The sequence below is a fragment of the Rubripirellula obstinata genome, assembly GCF_001642955.1.
In the GTDB taxonomy this organism is placed as follows: Bacteria; Planctomycetota; Planctomycetia; order Pirellulales; family Pirellulaceae; genus Rubripirellula; species Rubripirellula obstinata.
On sequence record NZ_LWSK01000055.1, the window covers coordinates 1 to 18,383 of the forward strand.

Below are 18,383 nucleotides of genomic sequence, written 5' to 3' on the forward strand. Positions count from 1 at the left end.
TTTAACCGCGTTGGGCATCGCCCCGCGCGTCGTGCGGCACCGAACGCGCGGGGCGATGCCCACGCGGCTAAACGAACTAACACGTGTTTTCCGAGACCAAAACTCTTCACGGCGTTGGGTAGCCATCCGGGTGCTCGCGCACCCGGCAGGGTGCTGCCGGCCCTCCGGGCCTAACGCGCAGTAGCAGATCCAGGACTGAACGCTGGCGGGATCAGCTACGTTAAAATAGCTTTGCTAAGCGAGTGCTGGTTGATCGGTGTAGAGTTCCAAGAGCTGACCTTGAATCTTCACGGCTCGGAGTAAAAGCCAAAGTTGATCAGGGCTAAATTCGATGGGGCCATCGCCGCACAATTGGTCCAGTTCATCTGCGACGGCGGCATGTTGATCCGAAGCGGCTTCCAGTCGAAAGCTTGCGTTCTTCCACGCTGACATCAGCTTCGATTCATTGGACAACAAATCGGAGTCGCTGGTTTGTGTCAGGATCATCAATGTCAATCTCGCAACGTCAATCGGAGAAAGCTCCGGCGCAAGTGTTTGCAGTCGTTTGGCGAGTTCGTGACAAGTCATTAGTTATGCCCTCAGCTAACTGTTTGGTCACATTCAATCGGGTGATCAGAGAGTGATCTGGAATTGAAGGTGAACGATCTACTGAACAGTAGGTCACCAAAGCCATTTAGGCAAAACAAGAATCCAATTTTCCTAGCCGTCTCATTCGATGCTGCCCGCAGCAGACGGATCGACCTGTAAACTCGCCAAATAGGCAACTAAATCACGCAATTGCCGGGCGGTCATGCTTTTCGATAGATCCGCTGGCATGGAGGAAATCCCTGTCTTGCGGGCCACAACCTCGTCGGTTGGGATCGTCACCAAGCTGCCGTCGCCGCGAACCAGATTGATTTCATCGTCATTTTCGGATTGAACCACACCCGAAAAGACTTCACCGGAATCATTGGCAATCACAGCGGTCTCGTAGCCCTTGGCAATGTTGGCGTCAGGGATCGCAATCGATTCGAGCAAATAGCGACGATCTTTTTGCTTGCCAATAACCGTTAAAACTGGTCCAACCTGACCACCAATTCGATCAACTCGGTGGCATCGAACGCAAGAGAGTTCTGTCTTCTCAAAAAACAACTTCTTGCCCTTTTGGACGTCTCCGCCATCGAGCGACAGCAACCACGGCCCCAACGAATCGGCCTCGGCCACTGTTGTTTGATGTTGCGAAAGTGCTTTCTGCAGTTCGGGGGAAAGACGCCCGTTTGCCGCTTCAACAAGGTTCAAGTGAACGCCCGATGGAAGCGATCCTTCAATGTAGGCTTCTACACCTTCAGCGATCCTGGCCTCTGCTTTGGCAGATGGATGGTCGGCAAGAATATCCCACGCCAAGCCTTGGACTTGGGCGTCACGACTATGAGTCGCCTTGATGAATTTGTCGATGGAATTCTGCTGGTCAAGTTCTGACAAAACGCTCAGCGAAGCGAGCACAAACTCATTGGTGGGCAACAGCTTCGTCTTTCGTGCAATCAAGACCGCGGCTTCGGCGTCTAACTTGGCAAGTCCTTTCAGCGCGGTCGCTCTGGCCTCTGAACTGCTGTCTTGCTTGGCGACTCGCGCGACTAAGAACGGAACAATCTTTCGAACTCCCAAAGTTGACGCAACGTCGATCGCCTTGGCACGGATTTCATCTTGAGATGCCATCAGTGCATCGATCTGCGGTTCAATGGCCTTGACGGCATCGGTGACCGGACGCGATTTCAGCGGTCGATAAACATTCAACACGCGGTCGCGAGGGTCTGGATCAGCCCAGCTAGCCAAAGCGTCTAACGCGTCTAAGCGAAAATCAACTGCAGCGGACGGGCGTCCCGCAAAGTTAGCCAGACGTGTCGCTGATTCAGATGTTCCGATGCGATACAAGGTGTTGATGACCCGGCGGGCGACCGGCGAATCTTTCATCGGGGTGTCAATCAGATTGGCCAACGACTTTTGAGCCACGCGAACAGGCAGATCGTGAATCGCACCGGCGGCTTCTTCGACAACCAGGGGACTCTCATCGCCCAGGAAATCCGCCAGCTTTCCGCTTTTGATTCGTCGCAAAGCCACCACGGCGGTCCGGCGAACTGCAACAGACGGGTGTTCGGATAGCTTTGCAATCACGTCAGCGGGAATCGTCTTTGCCAAGTACATCGCACCGGCATGTCGAAGCGCCGGGTCAGAGTTGTCACGTTCGTCCAACAATGCGATCACTTCAGCAAACGCACCGGCATCTTTTAATTTCGCAAGCGACATGATCGAGTGGTATTTGACCCGATCCGATTCGCTGCCAATCAAAGTTTGCAGAGCACTGATTGATTCTTGATCATTGTGATCTCCCATCGCCGCAGCGACGGCCGCAACAACGATTGGATCATTGCCTGTCAACAGAGGACGAAGCAGGCTGAGGATTTTGGCTCGGCTGAGTTCTTCTTCGCTAGTTCGTAGGACTTGACTGGATCCCCAGACACCGTGCAAACGAGCCAACGTGGACGCGTCGGGGTTACTTGCAACAACCAGTAGGGTTTCATGTTCACCACGTCTGGCGAGTTCCCACTGAGCTTCCAAGCGAACGCGTCGATCATCGTGCGACAGCAGATCGGACAGTGGTTTGGTCTTCGTCTCTGTCCAGTCACCGGCAAGCAACTGGGTAACTTCGCCGACGATCGCCTGATCGATTTCATCGGGATCGGTGACGCGATACAGGCGACCTTTGCCCAGTCCATCCCAACCGTTCACCCAATCACTAAAGTAAATCGCTCCGTCAGGTCCAAACGCAACGTCGGTCGCCAGCACATTCCAGATCACCTGAGACGCCCGATCCGCGTCTTCGATTTGCTGAGCAATTTGTTCGGGCGTCGGCTCAGTTTTCTGCTCAGTTTTTTGCTCGCTGTTTTGCTCAATATTTTGCTCAATATTTTGATCGGTGTCCTGTTCAGCCAACTGCTCGGTGTTTTGCTCCTTCCCGTCAACGAATTGGTAGAACGCGCCCTTGGGTTCCAGCCTGAATGAACGGATGCCGCTGTTACTTGGTCCTCCGCGGAAATCGCAAATCAAAAATGTGTCGCGAAGCTGTTCGCCGAATCCGGTGCCGGGATAATATGCCAGTCCGCTGGGGCCATCGGTAAAGTTAGTGATTGGCGGCACGATAAACGCCGGCTGTTCCTCATGGAAAGGTTCCCAAATTTTTTGGCGGTTAAAAGGGCCTCGATCGGGAAGGTATTGATAGTGCATTCGCCAACCCGAATCGCCGCCTTCCAGCAACTGGACCACGCGTGCTTTGTCGCCGCTGTCGCTGTTGTTATCAATCGAAAAGAAATCGCCGTAATCGTTGAACGCAATTTCCTGCGGATTGCGCAGGCCAGTGGCGACCACTTGTAAATCCGATCCATCGAGTTCACATCGAAACATGGCTCCCGAATCAACGTTCGTGATCACTTTTCCATCGTCGGTCGTAATGTTGTAACCACGATCCCCAATCGTGAAATACAATCGCCCGTCCGGGCCAACCAATAATCCATGCAAGTCGTGTCCGCGAAACGCGACCTTGACGCCGTAACCGTCGGACAGCACCGATCGATTGTCGGCGACGCCATCACCATCGGTGTCATTCAACTTCCACAACTTAGGGATGTTGGTGTAGTAGACATCTTCGCCGCGTGAAAGGACGCCCGCGCCGGTGCCTTCTTCGATCCGATTAAACCCACTTGCAAAGACCGTGCTTTGATCAGCTTGGTGATCCCCGTCGGTGTCTTTTAGCAACCGCAGTCGATCGTCATGCTGCGCGTACGTGACAGCCGCTTCCCCGAGCAACCGCTTGTGATAATCGATGCGGTCTTGAACCGTTTCGGCAGCCAAGTCAGCGAGCAACCATTTTTCGTCATGCGCCCGATTGTCGGTGACGCCTTTGGACTGCCGGAACGACTCACAAACAAAGATGCGGCCCTGGTTGTCAATGTCAAACGCAACGATGTTGGCAACGTCGGGCTCGGCCGCGTAAAGTCCAATTTCCCAGCCCTTTTTGATGCTGATCGCTTCCATTGCCTCCGCAGGTTCGTCCGATGCCGAGGCAATCGAAGGCTGCAACGGTTCAGGCTGCTCGAATTCAGCCGCACCCGCCGACTGGAACGTCAAAGCAAGCGATCCAGCGATAAACAAAATCAGCCGTGCCGCTGTGAAAGTCAAAACCTGTCGTGAACAAGAACGTGGTAGGCGGTGGCTGGATGGCTGGTAGGCTGGCATGCAGAAGTCCTGATGAAATCCGCTCTGAAAACGGGGTGATCATGCGGTGATTGTTTTCCTCTAAGATAGTCGCAACTGGTGAAGAGTGGCAACGAAGCAATCGACCTGAAATTAGAAATGAGACAGAACCGTGCCTCCCGATGATGCCTTTCCCGATGAACCTATCCGAACAGGTTCCCCGTTTGCGCCTGGGACAGTGGTTCAGGCCGTTGAATCACCCGGTGCAAATTCCGACCTGTTCGATGAAGAACAATCGACCGCGCCGGAAGTTCTTACCGACGGCGTGATGAAATACACTGCCAAAGGATCGGCAACCGCGTCGTTGATGGTGGTCTTCTTTGCGTCTGCGGCGGCTTGGTGGTTCCCCGCCGGCGGCGTCCTGATCGCGGGTTTGGGATGCGGCTTAGCAGTCGGCGGAATGTTTTCAGACTATCGATTACCGTCCGCCGGTTTGCTGTTGGTCCACCTGGGGCTGTTCTTTGCAAGCTACTCGATGGCGATCAATTAGCCTCACCGCCCGCCCCCGCCCCCGCGTCGCGTTCTGCCAATTCATGACTAAGGATTTCCAGCAGGGTTTGCAGGAACACGACCACCATCGGACCGACCACAATTCCAACTGGTCCAAAGACCGCCAATCCACCCAGCACGCTCAGCAGCGCGAACAACGGGTGCAGCGTCGTGCGTCCCTGCAAAACCATCGGCTTGATGAAATTATCCACGGTCGAAATGATCCCGGCACCGTAGACCGCCAAGGCAATCGCAACGTACCAACGCTGATCAACCGCACCCAAATAAATCGCGCACGGCAACCAAACCGATGCCGCACCCAAGAACGGAACCAACGCCATCAAACTGGTGATTAAAAACAACAAGATCAGTGAATCGAATCCGCAAAGCCAGAACGCAATCGTCGCCAGAATCCCTTGGGCAAACGCACTGACAAAACTAGCCAACACGACCGCACGGCTGGTACGTTCAAACTCAATCAGCAACCTTTCCTCGTAAGCATCATCCAACGGACTCAACCGCATCAAGGTGTGAATCATCGACGAACCGTCGATCAAAAAGAAGTAAACCGCAACTACTAGCACAACCAATCCGATCAAAAATTTCCCTAAGTAGTTTCCCGTCGCGCTTGTCAAACTGACAAACCGTGGCTGCAAAAATTCACGTCCCTTGCGAAGTAGATCGCGAAAATCCTCGGCACTGGGATTGGCCAGCAAACAAACCTGGCTGCGAAACGTACCGCCAAGTTTTGATCGCATCCAAGTGCGGATCGATGCGGAGGCGTTGACTGATTTCTGGTCGAACAATTCGTCGGTGTTGACTTGAGTGATCAAATCAACATCTTTCTGATCCAAGTGAGCTTGAACCGTTTCGGCGTACTCACTCAAACTCTGTTGAGCGTTTTCGGCATCGGGATCGGCTGTTGGCGGTCCGCTAACTTCCTCATGCAAGTAAGCAATCAATTCCTTCGCTTCCTCGATCTTGATCAAAATCGTTTCAGCATCGTCCTCGGTCGTTATCCCGGTTTCCGGATCTCGGGTTTCGTCAAGCGAATCGGTTAACTCATCGAGTCTGCGAAATTGCTGCGGATGCTCCAACGCGATGCCCAGTTGTGCTCGAGCTCGATCGAATGCTCCCGTGAAATCATCAAAGTCAACGTAGGTGACGATCGACGTGAACTGACTTGTCGCAACCGAGATGACGGCAATCACGGGCATCAACACCATCAACAATACCAGCGACGTGGTCGCGGTGGCGGCGACCTTGGGACGCTGTCCACTCTTTCGATAAATCCACTGATGAACCGGGCGGAAAATCACCACCAACAACGCCGCCAGAAACAATGGCACAAAGAACCCTGCCATCACCTGCAGAAACAAAACACCAACAATCAAAATGCCAAGGATCAACATCACGACGGAAAGAATCCGAGACAGCGGCGGCAGCGCGGACATGCTCGCTTGAGAGCCGCTGGCAAGTGAATTATCCAGAGGCCCGGCGTCGGCCGCATTCGCAGCGGGCTGGTCAGCACTTGGTGCGTCAGAACCAGTTGGTGCGGTAGACTTCGTTTTTTTGTTTCGTTTGCTCATGGCGAGCATTGTGGTCAATGGTGACACCAATCAACAACCATGGATGCAGAGGACGCGGTCAAATCAACCACGTAGGTCGTGAAGGGATTCTATCCAGTAAAAGAACAATGGGTTTCTGCTGTATCAAAACCCTTCACGGCGTTGGGCGATGCCTGGACCGCTAAATCTTTGGTATTGCATCAGTTCTCGTTTGCGCAGGTTTCATTCTCACCGCGACGTTGAGTGCTTCCGCCGGGCTTGCCCCGGACGGAGCGGCAACTGGAAGCTACTACTAACCGCAGATATTATTCGAGAGGGTACTCTCACGTAGGCCTCCGTTGCGGGCTTGTCCCGGCGGAGCTAACGACTTGGCTACCCCCATCGCGATCAAGAGCGCGATCGAGCGAAATTCGTTGATCCCGCCGGGGCAAGCCCGCAGCGGAGATCGTGGCTGAAGAAGATTGGAACTGGCGTTGAAACGGAGCATTGGTAGCCGCCAGTTGTGATTCCGCCGGGACAAGCCCGCAACGGAAATCGATCGAGTTGCCTCCTACGATTCGAATGGCCGCATTGGACTGAAAGCGGAACAAATGCTTAATTGCAAAATACTATGTCAATACCAAAGATTTAGCGGCCCAGGCGATGCCCACGCGGTTAAACGGTTTAGACACCCTTCACGGCATTGCCGTGCCATGCTGTGAAGCAATTTTCTCCCGCGTTTTGGGCGGTTTGCCGTAGCGGAACTCGCCAAGAGTTTCGGCCTCCATTGCGGGATCACCGAAAGCCCTGGTGTTGGCGACTTTCCCTATCGAATTGCTTCACCGGGTTACCTGCCGTAACTCGCTCCACTCGCTACGGCCTACAAAAGTCTGCTGACCGCCTTCACCCAATACCGCAAACTTTCAGCTTGCGATTGACGTCTTCCCGGCAAACACGCTAGTTCAAGACCTAATTGTTATTCAATCGTAAGCTCCGGTCTCTCCCTTGTCAGCAAATCCCTTGCCTTCGATGCCCCACCAACCCAGCGTCGTGCGTGTCGTTCGAACGCTGGGCAATGGCCGCGCTGCAACGGCCGAGTTGGTGGATGCGACTTGGGAAGATGGTTCAAGCCTGCGATGTGTTGAAAAGGTTTTTGACCCGGGGCGATTAACACGACTGATCTACCGAATCGCATTCGCGGCTCCGTTTGCCTACCAGAGTAACCGGCACGCGATTCTGGCCTGTTTCTATCGGCGACGTGTTGCCTCGCAAATGTTGGCCATGGCCGATTCGCCAGTTCAGGTCGCAGAGCCGATCTATGTTCGGTACGACCTGCCACGACAATCCTGGGTGTTGGCGGCTCGTTGGGTTGATGGACGCGGTCCGATTCCAGATTTGGATCAGAATCCTGGATCGAATGGCAAAAGCGAAAATACGACGAGCGAGATGACCGAGTTGGTTGCGATCATGCGACAGCTTGAACAGGATCTGATCGACTGTGGGTTGTCAGGATCGGGATGGCAAGTCGCACCCAAAGCGATGGTTTCAACAGCCAACTTGCTGATCTCCGAAAAACAACAGCTATCGATCTTTCGTGACGATGCGGACGAAGGCATCCCATCAAAACAGCATGTCGTGATTGACTTGGAGTCGGGAATCCCGGCGGTGTTGGTCTTTCGATATCTGCACATCGCCTGGCGAGCAGGATCTCTGTTTCCATTCGACGATTTGGACGCAGGCAAGCTTCAAGCCTGTGTTAAAGAACTTAGAGCTGAACGAAAACAGCAAGATCAAGTCGATGATTCTGTGGTTGGCGATATCCAACAATTGTTAGAACACAATCGTGCTTGGAAAGAGAGCGAGATTGCTCTTTTTCGCCGTCCTTGGACCTGGTTGTCACCTCGCCGCAGGAACCTGTATAGCAGCGAGTTGCGTCAGAGATGGAAGCGGGAAGGTTCGACTGACGCAACGAGCCAGCAGCAGCTTTGCAGCAGCTTTGGGTTTTACATCCTGTTTTGGATTGCGGGCTTGATGCCAACGCGTCAAACAGCGCAGTGGATGCAACGAATGCTTGGTCGTCGTTCGCAAAGACAACGAGTGCGACGCTTCTTACGTGATCAACCGTTCCGCAAGCGTCAAATGGATCAGTACAGAGAACGAAAAGTCCAGCAATGGCGGGATGCCAGCCGATTGCCGGCCGCCGAAACGATCAAGCAAAACGAGGCAGGCGTCGAACTTTCCACAACCAGGTTTCTTGGCAATCGCTTGCTAAGCCTGACGACGCCAGCGGGAATGCACCGGTTTTTGGTGGATCCAAGTTGGCGAGCGGAGCGTGCCGGGAAGCTTGCGGGTTTATTGACGAACAAACGCTACCAGTCAATCGTTGGTCGTCGCATGTTTTTGCGGACGGTTAAAAAGTGGCAGGACCGACGATGGATTGATCCCGAAGAGGCCGCGAGCCTTAAAGAGAGTTTTCACGGACCAGAAATTTCCGTCTATTCTCGTGGTCTCGCGATGCATCTGGCGGTGAAAACGCTGACGCCGGTTTTTGCGCCGATCAAGGTCGGTGGAGTTGCAGTCTATTTTTCAGGTGGGAGTCTCTGGCATGCCGTTGCGCCATTCGTGGCGCTTCCCATCATGCGAACGGCGGTGACGCTTGCCAGTGTGTGGTCGAATCGTGTGGCGAATGTGCGGCATCGCGAAGCGTTTTTGGTTGGCGTGATTCCCACATTGGGATCATCCGCTTTCATCGTGCAAATGTGGGCTGCGAACCAGAGTATTTCCGCTTTGATGATTCGCGAAATGGCGTCACGTCTTGGCCGGAGTATTCCGATCTATGGCGGTGCCGATTCGCGAACTGAACACTACTGTTTGACAGCAGCAAATCGAATCATCGGTGCTGCTCGCTATGTGACGGGGACGCAGAGAGTATCGGATTCCGTCGAAGCCTCCGCAGACATCGCACCAACGAATGAACAGACGCTTGGTTCGTATCCGATGCAACGAGATGCCCTGCAACGTGACGATTCCGAAGATTCAACGCGAGCCGAAACGGGCCCGGGCAAGAAAGCCGCCTAACGCTTCGTCAAGATTCCATTTCCTTTTTAAAACAAGCAACGCGATGCAATCATTCATAACGCGATTACAAACCTTCATGAAATCATGTTTGGAAACTTGTAGAAATAGTTTCTGCACAAAAGAGTTTTTGATATCGATTGGTACTGTGTGCATCTTGTCAACATTTTTTTGCACGATCGCATCGACAGCGATTTTGTCGATGGAGACACCGGCAAGAGACGCAATGATGGCTGAACAGGGGCCCGTCGAAATGACGACGGTGATTCTGTATGGCGTTTGCTCGCTAGTTCTGCTGGGCATTGGTGTTTACCAAACGGTATCGAGTCCGCCGGCCGTTCGTTTGGCTGCCGCGACGAAACCAGTCAGGCGAGGGCCCCGATATCCGTTTTTGTTGAGTCTTTTTGTTGCTGTCTTCGCGGCACGCGAGCTGGATTTTCATTCGCGGTGGACATCAATGGATATTTTGAAAACAAGGTTCTACGTCGCTCCTGATATTAGCTTGATGGAGAAAGGTGTTGTCTTGATCGTTCTGACGTCGATCGTGATCGCCACGCTAATGGTTTTCTACCGATACTTGCCGATGGTTTTAGATCGATGTCGATCCGGTCGCATCGAGGGGATTCTGCCGGTCGGCGGCGTGTTGCTGGTGGTCTTTTCCAAAGGAATCGATTCCGGCATGGGGGCTCTCAATCGGGCTGGATTCAACTTTGGTGATTCGGCTCCCATCTTTCTCGGTGGGATGGAAGAGTTTTCCGAGTTGTTAATCCCATTCTTCTTCTTGGCAATGTTGGTTGGTTCGTTTCGGATAAAGTCTGAAAGAGAAGAAGACGTGGCACTTGAGATGACGTCAGGTGAGGAAACAACTAGCTCGAGTCGTTTGGCAGCATAGCTGGACAGCGCCACTTCGTGGCAAAAGGTCGAATGAGAGTTGCGATGCCCACGCGTTTAAACGGTTTAGAAAGGCTTTCCATCGCCAGCCCAGCCCAGCGGGCCCTGCTGCGACAGATATTTCCAAACATGGCAGTTATTTCAGGAGAATTTCTAAACGGGCTTGCGGTGACGACATGAATGCAGCTAGACCCGACGGATCATGCCGAATTCATACGCTACCAGCAATCAATCCACGAACCAGGTCAGCGGTCACGCAGATCGACCGGACGGATTATCTGTTTGCAATGCGTTTACGATTGACGTTGAAGACTACTTCCAAGTGTCCGCGTTTGAACGGCAGGTTTCAAGGAAGAGATGGGACCAGTATGAGTGCCGTGTGGAAACCAACACCGACCGCATGCTGTCGCTGATGGATTCATGCGATATTCGAGGCACGTTCTTTGTTCTCGGCTGGGTGGCGCATCGCTTTCCAAAACTCGTTCGCCGCATTGCCAGAGCTGGACATGAAATCGCCTCCCACGGCTACTGGCACCAATTGGTCTACGACCAGACGCCGGAGCAATTTGCAACGGATATCAACGATGCCCAGGAAGCCATCGTAAGCGCGTGCGGTGTCAAGCCAACCGCTTATCGCGCACCGAGCTTTTCGATTACTAAGAAGTCACTTTGGGCATTAGATATTTTGATCGAACAGGGTTTCACCACCGACAGCAGCATCTTTCCCATCGCGGGCCATGATCGATACGGTGTACCGGACGCAAAAAAAGAAATTCATGATCGCGTCGCGGACCGTGGAAAACTGTTGGAGTTCCCGCCATCCGTGGCCAAGGTCGCTGGTGTCACCGTCCCCATCGGCGGCGGCTACTTCCGCCTCTTCCCCACCGCAATGACCACCGCCGCGATTCGAAGGATCCAGTCATCTGGCCGCCCCGCGATGTTCTACATCCACCCCTGGGAAATCGATCCCGACCAACCACGAATCAAAGGAGCCGGCACCAAAAGCCGCTTCCGCCACTACGTCAATCTAAAGCATACCGAGCGTAAGCTCATCGGACTGGTACAGTCTCATCGTTTTGGAACGATGGCGACGTCGATTGCGTCAGCGAACCAGGCTCCTCTCCGAAAAGCTGGCTGACTTTTGTTTTGAAGTCTTTCGCTTCTGAGCGAAATCAAATTAAGAATCATTTGTGTTGTCAGCTTTATACTGCCACCCACGTGGACGAAGTCCGCGCTATTAGAATTCATCTTTTTATGGTCCAGACTCAGTTATCTCAAATCTGTGCGGGTAAACAACGTCTGCAATGATCGGCGCGACACTTACATTTCTGGTGTTTGGACTTTGTTGCGTTGGCGCGATCATACGACCTTGGATCGGAGTAATCGCTCTTTATGGCTTTGCGATTATGGATCCCGGTTGGAATTGGCGTTGGAGTCTTGATCGAGCATTCCCTTTTCAGCTCTATTTGGCTTTGTGCCTTTTTGCGGGTTGGATTGTTTGCGGATTGCCGGGCCTGAAAAGAGTTGTACAAAATAAGACAGGTCTGAGCTTTCTTTGGTTTTTCATCTTCATGGGCTGGGTCTCACACGGTCAATCTCTGGATCCTGAAACTTCATCTTATTACCTCTACACGGTCTTCAAAATTGCTCTGGTCACGACCCTAGCGGTTGCCTTGATCGATACGCCCAAAAAGCTTTGGATCCTGTTGGTTGTTGCTGTCGTCACGCAAGGTTACAACGCCATGCAAATTAACCTTCAGTATTTTGAAGACGGTTTTTCAGCGTATTCAAGATCGGGTTGGGCCAGCGGAACCAAGGGAGACAACAATGGTTACACGATCTTTACGATCCCTGTTCTGGCAATGTCGATTTCAATCGCACTAACTAACTTAGGGCCAAAGTTACGGCTTTTTTCGTTGGCCATCGCGGCATTGCAGATTCACCAAATACTACTACTCGAATCCAGAGGTGGGATGCTGGCCGTTTGTCTCTTATTCGCACTTGTGGCTTTCTTCGCTGAGAAGACTCGAAGCAACATTATTGGCATTGTTGCGATTGGCGTGGTCGCAATCGTTTTGGCTGGGCCCCCGGTCGTAAGAGAATTCTCATCTATTTTTGCTGAGGCAGGAGAGCGAGACAATTCGGCCAACTCGCGGTTCAAGCTTTGGAAAGCCGGCGCACAAATCACGATAGAAAATCCTATCGTGGGTGTCGGTCCCTGGTGTGGCGAATTGCTGGTTCCGGACTATTACGAAGGGCCGATCGTCTCCACTTCGCAGCGGAAGGCACTGCACAATATCTTGTTCGAAATTTCAACTGGATTCGGGATCCCTGCCACACTGGCTTACTTCGCTTTTTTCTGGATACCACTGCGATCTTCTCTTGGGCTAGTTCTAAGACGGCGCGAAGAGGATCCTTGGCTAAATGCGGCGTCTTTGGCGATCTGTGTCGGCATGCCAGCGTTCTTCCTTGCCAGCATGTTTAGCAGCGGTGCCATGCTAGAGACCGGGTACTTACTTGCTGTTCTTGGATACGCCGTGAAAAACATATTGCATCAGCCCGCCGATTCGCCCCAGCTTAGCGAGTCGTGCGCCGAAGAACGGCAAGTCTATCATGCAGCATCATGACGATTCCTGAAGACTCGATGAATAGGACACCGACCATCGACCAACGAGAAGTCAAGGTGTTGTTCGTAGTGTTTAAGGCAATGCGCGGAGGTCATGTTCTTTCTGCTCTGTCCATTGCTCGTCAATTACGCAAGCGGGGAGTCACGCCAGTTTTTGCAGGAGCAGATGGAGAACTGGCAACGGAAATTGGTCAAGAAATGGGATTCGAGGAGGTCCAAATCCCTATCTACCACGGTACGCGCAATACATACTTCACTTGGGCGTCGTTAGCCGCAGTCAAGCGACTTAGCAATCTTATTCGACAGCACAACATTGACCTAGTTCATGCATTCGATGCACGCTCCTACATGCATGCTTATCCAGCAAGCTTAATGGCGAACGTGCCAGTTGTGTGTACTCTTTGCGGCGGAGTCGACCCCTACTACAACCTTCCAGATGCTCCGAACCTTATTGTTTTCTCTGAGGAGCAAAAAATGCGGATGGTTAATCACTTCCGATGGAATGCTGATGCCGTCACCGTCATGCGTTCGCGTCTCGATACCAAAGAAATCCTCAACACGCAGTTTGCGTCAGAGGACGCCGAGGCACGTTTGGTAACGCAAAACCAACATGCCTTTACAATCATGATGATTAGCTCGTTTGATAGTTCCAAGATCGATTCCATTCACAGCGTGCTTGATGCAATCGAAAAACTACTCAAAGAAGGACTTAACATTCAACTTGTAATGATCGGTGGTAAAGGCGATCTGTATCAACAAGCTAAGCTTCGTGGTGAATCGATTGGCGAACAATTCCCAGCATCAAAGATGCTGTTTACCGGGCCAGCGGCGAAGGCCTTTCGATACCTTCGATACGCCGATCTTGTGCTAGGGGTTGGCAGAAGTGCATTTGAGGGAATGGCTTTGGGACGCCCCACGATTGTCGTAGGAAAAAATGGATTCGCAGGCGTTGTCGAAGCGGATCAAGTGAGCGATCTCGCTTGGTACAACTTTAGTGGACGTAATGTGGATTCAGTTCAAGGCTCGCATGTCCTGGCGTCTGAAATCAAGAAGTTGATGCTTAATCCCCAGCGGCGAAAAGAAATCGGTGAATTTGGAAAACAATACATCGAAGAGAATATCGAAGTGAGCGTGGGCGTCCCAACGACACAGTTGGTATATCACCAGATTTTAGACCATCACAATCGTCTTGCACGGTTTGCACGGTCGCGACAATGGATCAGTTTTTTGTGCCGGCTGGTTCCAGTAATACGTGACAACTCAATCCATACGATCAAGCGATTCCTGCGGATGGTTAGCACTATCAAACAGCCAAGGAAAAATTGATACAGATGAGCGATGCCGATGCACCAACGTTAGAAGATTTTAGCTATCGAGTTCGTCCGTCGTGTTTGTCGGGTGAGGTCCACTTGAGCGGTGCGAAAAACAGCGTCCTGCGTCTGTTGGCTGCTTCGATCTTGACGTCCAGCAAGATCGATCTGCTTAACTATCCCAATGAATTGTTAGATGCGAAAATTCACGTCGATATGCTCTCGTGCCTTGGTAAGACATCGAAGGTCTCCCCTGGGACGATCACAATGGAAGAACATCAAGATCTGAGCACCAATCTTGATTGGGATGGAAGGTCGATTCGAAACACACTTTTGGTACTTGGTGCGCTGACCACACGATTCGGCGAGGGCAGAGTTCCGCTGCCAGGCGGATGCAATCTTGGCGACAGGAAGTATGACCTACACGAGATGTTATTGAGAAAGTTTGGAGCCAAGATTTGGACTCAGGATGGCTTCCTTTGTGCGAGTTCAAGTCAAAGACTGCAGGGTTGCGAAATTCATCTGCCGATTCGATCGACCGGAGCAACTGAGAACGCAATCATCTGTGGTACGCTCGCAAATGGAGTGACCAATGTATGGAATCCACATATCAGGCCCGAAATTTTGGACTTGGTTCGCTTCTTGCGATCGATGGGTGCTGAAATCACGGTCTATGGACAAGAGCGAATTGAAATTGTTGGTCGAGAGCACCTTGGCGGAACCACTTATCGGGCACTCGCCGACAACATGGAGGCCTTGACTTGGTTGATCGCTGCGGTGATTACCGAGGGCACCATCGAGATCCACAATTTCCCGTACGGAGATCTTGAAATTCCTTTGATCCATCTTCGTGAAAGCGGAGCGAGGTTCTTTCGGGGTGATAGCAGCCTGATCGTCACTGGCGGTCGCTGCTATCCGTTCGAGATTAGTACGGGGCCTTATCCTGGTATCAATTCAGACATGCAACCACTGTTCGCCGTGTTCGGTGCAATGGCGCGAGGGCAAAGTGTGATTGTGGATTTACGATTTCCGGGGCGTTACGGATATGTCAAAGAGCTAGCGAAAATGGGCGTTCAATATCAGATTAAGGAAAACTTGCTGGTTATCGACGGAGGCAATCCGTTGCATGGACAGAACGTTCAAGCACTCGATTTGCGAGCCGGTATTGCTCTCACGTTAGCCGGTCTCGCTGCAGCCAAAGGTGAAACGATCATCACCGATGCATGGCAGATTGAACGCGGCTACAACTCTTTGCTCACAAAGATAAAGGACCTCGGTGGCGACATCGACTATGCGTGATTCGCTAAAGCAGTTAGCTCGTCGAAGCATCGGCGAAACGTCTTTCGATGCGCCGCTTCGCAATCACAGTTGGTGGGGAATCGGAGGGCCGGCTGACTTACTTGTGCAACCAACTTCGCTTGAACAGCTTTGTACGCTGATTAAAAGCTTGCACGAGTTCCAACTCCCTCACCTTTTTATCGGTGATGGCAGCAATCTTCTTTTTGACGATGTCGGTGTACGTGGAGTTGTCGTCAAGCTGGGGCGGAACTTTTCGAGTTACGAAATTTCAGGTCGCAAGATCACGGCACAATCCGGTGTGTTTGTTCCGCGGCTGATAAGGAACATCGGAAGGGCTGGGCTGACTGGATTGGAACACGCGATCGGAATTCCCGGCACGCTTGGGGGCTTGGTACTTATGAATGGCGGTAGCTTGCGACAAGGAATTGGCACTCACGTTCAGCAAGTACACGCGATAAATAGTATGGGTGAAATGATTCGCTTTGATCGCGATTCATGCCAGTTTTCGTATCGCAAATCAGCGTTGCAAAACGCGGGATTGGTCATCGCACGCGTTGATCTGCAGTGTTCGACTGGTGATCCCGTTCGGATCCAGCAACGCATGCGAGACATTTTGAGGTCACGGCGTAAAAAATTTCCGCGCCGGCATCCGAACTGCGGATCAGTATTCCTAAGCGACCCAAAAAACTACGACCAATTTGGTCCACCGGGAGCAATCATTGAGAGGTGTGGTCTTAAAACTCTTAGAATCGGCGATGCCATGATTCCGCAGCAGCATGCAAACTTTATTGTCAATCTCGGTAGGGCGAGTTCGGCTGACGTGCTTTCGCTTGTTCGCACCGTCAGGCAAGATGTGTTTGATAAAACTGGTTTCCTGCTAAATTGCGAAGTCAGGTATGTCCAACCTGACGGACAACAAGTACCAGCCCACGAAGCGTGTGATGATCTGCAACTCACTTAGGCAATGCCTGATCATCGACTTGGTGCAATACGAGCCCGAGGTCACTGTGTTTCAGGTGCTCAGCCGAAGTCTGGTCGAAGGGAGAGTCTTGGCTGTCATCTTGATGAGAGTGTCGCAATACCTGCACTCGAAAAAGTTTTTCTGGAGGCTGTCTCCATACGCCAAACGCGCAAATGAAATCCTAACCGGCTTTGAGTGCAGTCTAAGTGCGACGGTTGGTAATGGGATCTTCATCGCACACACGCAGAACATTGTGATCGGCGACGGAGTCGTGATCGGCGATAGGGTCACTCTTTACAACGGCACGACGCTGGGTGCTGCGCGAAGGCAATCAAAATCGCAAACACCGCGTTACCCGGTGCTTGGAAACGAAGTCACCGTTTTTTCCGGAGCCAAGGTGCTTGACGCTATTAGCATCGGTAACGGTGCAACGGTCGGGGCCAACTCGGTTGTCTTGCACGATGTCATGGACAATGAAGTGGTGGTGGGAAGCCCCGCGCGAGCAACGCGAAATAGCTCGGTAGATCAGTGAACAACGAACGGGATACCGAAGTTAAAAACGGTAGCTTCTTCGTTCAATCAGCGTCGACGTTCGCCACTCAAATCGTGCTGATGGTGATCAGCATTGTTGGAGGCGTGATCGTTGCTCGCGTACTCGGTCCGGAACTGAAGGGCAAAGCCACCCTAATTGAACTGCTGGCTCAAACGGTTTTCATGGTTTGCAGCTTGGGCTTAGGAGCCGCATTTTCGTACTCCATTGCAAGGGCCAACGATGGTCGCTCGCAGATCATTTCCGCGGCGATCGTCATTGGCACCTTCTTGTGGTGCGTCGGGATGGTGTTCTTTTGGTTTTCCTGGGAACTTCATCGTTCAATTTGGATCGGCATTGAAACCAAGTTTCTTGTCGCAGCTAGCCTGCTGTCGTTGTGTTATATCCTTACCAACTACGGTTCGCGAATTCTGATTGGCCTCGGCCGAATCGATCAGGTAAATGTCGGCGCGTTAGCAAAATCACTCGTAAATATCTCAGTGATCGTGTTTGCTGTCTGGCTGTTCGATTTTGGGCTAGCGGGGCTTGTGATTGCCCTTCTTGTTTCATCTGTCGTACACATCATGTCAGTAGGCTGGTTCTTGCGCGACAATTTACGGTTTGAATCATTCTGGTCGGCAGACTTCATTTCTCGCACCGCTGCCTACGGTCTGAAATCATACGCATTGCTTCTGATTAATTTCCTGAACTACCGACTGGACTTGATTCTGCTGAAGTACTTTGACGGCGACCAAGCTGTTGGAATCTATTCTCTTGCTGTGGGAATGGCAGAACTGATGTGGCTCGCACCCAATGCAGCAGTCGCACCTTTGTTTTCAAGTGTTGCCAAAAGTGATGCTGATAATCGTTCCGAAAGAACCCTTCAAACAACGCGATTCTCACTGTTCCTGCTACTCATTCTGTCTTCGCTTGCAGTGGTTGTCGGGCCGTATGCGATCAATCTTCTCTATGGAAAAGAATTTGAAGGTTCCTACTTTGCATTTGTTTCGCTTCTTCCAGGCGTTTGTCTTTTTCCGATCTTTAAACTGCTAACCGTGGACCTTGCTGCGCGTGGCCGGCCCGGCATTGGGACGATCGCGTCCGCGCTGGCATTAGTGATCAACATCATTGCAAACTGCTATCTCATCCCCAAGTTTGGCTTTGTTGGGGCAGCACTAGCGACCAGCTTGTCTTACATCTGTATGTCAGCAGTCGTGTTAGCATATTTCGTCAGGCTGAATGACTACAAACTTGCTGAGATACTTTTTGTCAACAAAAGTGATCTCTCAAAAATGCTCGAGTTCAGCAGAGATTGCTCGAACCGTTTTTGCGACTTTATGCGTTCAGATCGGTAGACCAACATCATTGT

General features: G+C 52.0%; 13 protein-coding genes. 10 read left to right on the forward strand and 3 right to left on the reverse strand.

Translation table 11 applies throughout. From position 1 onward, the window contains the following. Positions 1-234 precede the first annotated feature (234 nt). Both RC85_RS14420 and RC85_RS26300 read right to left on the reverse strand, forming a co-directional pair. A complete protein-coding gene (locus RC85_RS14420) occupies positions 235-567 on the reverse strand; it encodes a hypothetical protein (protein WP_068264082.1) in 333 nt (110 codons plus the stop codon). Positions 568-708: 141 nt separating this feature from the next. Further along, positions 709-4,269: a PVC-type heme-binding CxxCH protein gene (locus tag RC85_RS26300; protein ID WP_084422680.1), complete on the reverse strand. Its 3,561-nt coding sequence runs from the start codon at positions 4,267-4,269 to the stop codon at positions 709-711. A gap of 130 nt (positions 4,270-4,399) precedes the next feature. Here RC85_RS26300 and RC85_RS14430 point away from each other — a divergent pair, with 130 nt between their 5' ends. Then, positions 4,400-4,777 carry a hypothetical protein gene (locus RC85_RS14430; RefSeq protein ID WP_068264084.1) on the forward strand — a complete coding sequence of 126 codons (378 nt, stop codon included), beginning with the start codon at positions 4,400-4,402 and terminating at the stop codon, positions 4,775-4,777. Here the strand turns inward: RC85_RS14430 and RC85_RS14435 are convergent. Then, positions 4,770-6,365: an AI-2E family transporter gene (locus RC85_RS14435; RefSeq protein ID WP_068264085.1), complete on the reverse strand. Its 1,596-nt coding sequence runs from the start codon at positions 6,363-6,365 to the stop codon at positions 4,770-4,772. The genes RC85_RS14430 and RC85_RS14435 overlap by 8 nt on opposite strands. A 987-nt stretch (positions 6,366-7,352) precedes the next feature. Here RC85_RS14435 and RC85_RS14440 point away from each other — a divergent pair. The 9 genes from RC85_RS14440 to RC85_RS14480 all read left to right on the forward strand — a co-directional run bounded on the left by RC85_RS14440 (position 7,353) and on the right by RC85_RS14480 (position 18,369). Further along, positions 7,353-9,401 carry a hypothetical protein gene (locus RC85_RS14440; protein ID WP_068264087.1) on the forward strand — a complete coding sequence of 683 codons (2,049 nt, stop codon included), beginning with the start codon at positions 7,353-7,355 and terminating at the stop codon, positions 9,399-9,401. 154 nt (positions 9,402-9,555) lie between these two features. Then, the gene (locus RC85_RS14445; RefSeq protein WP_149752865.1) at positions 9,556-10,290 is read left to right on the forward strand and encodes a hypothetical protein; all 735 of its coding nucleotides are present in this window, start codon (positions 9,556-9,558) and stop codon (positions 10,288-10,290) included. A 297-nt stretch (positions 10,291-10,587) separates the two neighbouring features. Next, entirely contained in the window at positions 10,588-11,427 is an 840-nt protein-coding gene (locus tag RC85_RS14450; RefSeq protein WP_068264132.1) for an XrtA system polysaccharide deacetylase, read from the forward strand. A gap of 433 nt (positions 11,428-11,860) precedes the next feature. Next, on the forward strand, positions 11,861-12,916 hold the full coding sequence (locus RC85_RS14455; RefSeq protein ID WP_160148165.1) for an O-antigen ligase family protein: 1,056 nt from the start codon (positions 11,861-11,863) through the stop codon (positions 12,914-12,916). Next, positions 12,913-14,241 (forward strand): glycosyltransferase family 4 protein, encoded by a 1,329-nt coding sequence (locus RC85_RS14460; RefSeq protein ID WP_068264097.1) that lies wholly within the window; start codon positions 12,913-12,915, stop codon positions 14,239-14,241. The genes RC85_RS14455 and RC85_RS14460 overlap by 4 nt, the downstream gene beginning before the upstream one ends. 5 nt (positions 14,242-14,246) lie before the next feature. Further along, positions 14,247-15,524, forward strand: a complete 1,278-nt coding sequence (locus RC85_RS14465) for a UDP-N-acetylglucosamine 1-carboxyvinyltransferase (protein ID WP_068264099.1) — start codon at positions 14,247-14,249, stop codon at positions 15,522-15,524. Continuing rightward, positions 15,502-16,485 carry a UDP-N-acetylmuramate dehydrogenase gene (gene murB, locus RC85_RS14470; protein ID WP_200836779.1) on the forward strand — a complete coding sequence of 328 codons (984 nt, stop codon included), beginning with the start codon at positions 15,502-15,504 and terminating at the stop codon, positions 16,483-16,485. The genes RC85_RS14465 and murB overlap by 23 nt, the downstream gene beginning before the upstream one ends. Beyond that, a complete protein-coding gene (locus RC85_RS14475) occupies positions 16,466-17,017 on the forward strand; it encodes a serine O-acetyltransferase (protein ID WP_068264103.1) in 552 nt (183 codons plus the stop codon). Before murB ends, RC85_RS14475 begins: the two co-directional genes overlap by 20 nt. Next, the gene (locus RC85_RS14480; RefSeq protein ID WP_068264105.1) at positions 17,014-18,369 is read left to right on the forward strand and encodes an oligosaccharide flippase family protein; all 1,356 of its coding nucleotides are present in this window, start codon (positions 17,014-17,016) and stop codon (positions 18,367-18,369) included. The genes RC85_RS14475 and RC85_RS14480 overlap by 4 nt, the downstream gene beginning before the upstream one ends. Positions 18,370-18,383 lie beyond the last annotated feature (14 nt).